Origin of the sequence: Candidatus Phytoplasma palmae, assembly GCF_046896035.1 — a bacterium.
Lineage (GTDB): Bacteria > Bacillota_I > Bacilli_A > Acholeplasmatales > Acholeplasmataceae > Phytoplasma > Phytoplasma palmae.
Genome location: NZ_JBIPDD010000019.1, coordinates 1 through 1,829 on the forward strand (window position 1 = coordinate 1; position 1,829 = coordinate 1,829).

General features: G+C 36.5%; 1 protein-coding gene. It reads left to right on the top strand.

The window, feature by feature from the left end; translation table 11 throughout:
• Window positions 1–897 precede the first annotated feature (897 nt).
• Window positions 898–1,293 (top strand): hypothetical protein, encoded by a 396-nt coding sequence (locus tag ACHMP6_RS01695; RefSeq protein ID WP_412097800.1) that lies wholly within the window; start codon window positions 898–900, stop codon window positions 1,291–1,293.
• Window positions 1,294–1,829: the final 536 nt, after the last annotated feature.

Below are 1,829 nucleotides of genomic sequence, written 5' to 3' on the forward strand. Positions count from 1 at the left end.
CTCTAGAATTAATAAAGAGTTACAAATTGAAATTTGAATTCTTGCATATAGGATTAATTCAAGTTTCTATCAAACCACTGATAAGAAAAGGCCTAACTCTTGTGTTTGAAAGATGGAAAGTTTACAGATTATCAAGACTCACTGTTTAGGTACGGTAGAATCAAGTCTCTATGATGGCCTAATATACTTCAATTGTAGCATTGATTTAACTATAAAAATTAAAGATAAAAATATTTTAAAGTCCCTTGAACTTGAGGTCAAACTCCATAATCTCAAAATGCTTCCAAGATCTTATTCTGTTGCAATCCTAATAAGAATGTATTTCAAGACCTTAAATACCGTTGATCATATAGGTAGGAGCAGTCAATGGAAAATCTTTAGGTCAAATTGAGTTTCAAACAGACCCTAGTAAGGGTAATATATTTGTTCCTAGAACATTGAACTAGGATCAAGTGTCTCTGCCTGAGGACTGGTTACTGAAGAAATCAGTTCCAGCAATCAGGCAAGAACAGAGCCAGCTAGAGACAATCACCACCCATCGGGAAGGCAACGTCTCTACCAGGTTCAATAGGATAATAAGGCTGGACCAGAGCCACGGTTGCAGGATGGAGCCTAAACTGTCCCACCAAGCACCTCAATGAACCCCACTCGACGGAGCTGCTCTGTTGAGGCCAAACTTAGCCAAGTTGATCCCAAGCCAAAAATGCCTCAACCAAAATACCAGGAAACCAATTCCTCACCTCCTATTTCTCCAACATAACCTCAGAGTTTGAAATCAATAAAAAGACTTTAAAAGAAGAATTTTACTCTAACAAAAATAAATTAAAAAGACAACAATTCTTCAAGAACTATGATAAATTACAAAGAGACATAATTCAAGAAAAATACTATTCATTTATGAAATCAATCAAAGCATACATCTGCTTCTTTGATTGGTTTGAAATGGAATATTCTCTAAAAGAAGTTGATATGATTAAAAATAAAATAGTAGTTTCATGGCAAGATGGAAAAGGATGGGTGATTGAAAGAATTCATCTGCCATTACAAGAAATTAAAATACCAGTCAAGGATACACAGGTAATTGCCTCTCCATATAAAATAAAATCTGAACCACTTGAGACCGAGCGAAACAATTTTACAAACCAAAATCTTAAAACAATTGGAGATCAACTAACCAGAATTGAAGAAATGGTCAAAGAGGAAAAAACAGAACCTCAATCTGCAAAGGAAACTGTTCATTTTTTGAAATCCCTAAAAACTACCATAATCAATTACAAAGTAAAGACCTCTTAAAAGAAATTAACAAAAGATTAGACACATTAGAGTTAATCCACTCTATCCTGGACAACCCAGAACAGTCGGATAGAAGGAAGTTTATTGCTGTTCTGGCTCAAGATAGTCAAGATGAATCAAGTGAGTCCAACGAGTCAATTCAATCTGAAGCAGAGGCAAGTTCAAGTCTGGCCAGCCCAAAAATCTCAAATCCAAACCCACCTTATTGGTCTCACCCACAGAAACTTTACTGGCCAAGGCCCACAATGCCCAATATGGGCTTAGAAGAGAAACCCATGATCCACCAAAATCAGTACTCTACCAATGCCATCAATGAGTGGATTATAGATAGGTTGACAGAATACAATATCCTCAATATTCTTTAGGAAATGACTATAGTTTCCACGGCCTACAAAACTAAGGGTAACACCTCATACCATGCCATAGCCTAAGCCCCAGTCGCTGGCTTCACGAGCCAACTCTAAAGTTTGTGGGATTATTATTTGGATGACGAGGATAAAGCCCAAATATTGTTTGCAGTCAAAAAAAACTATAGA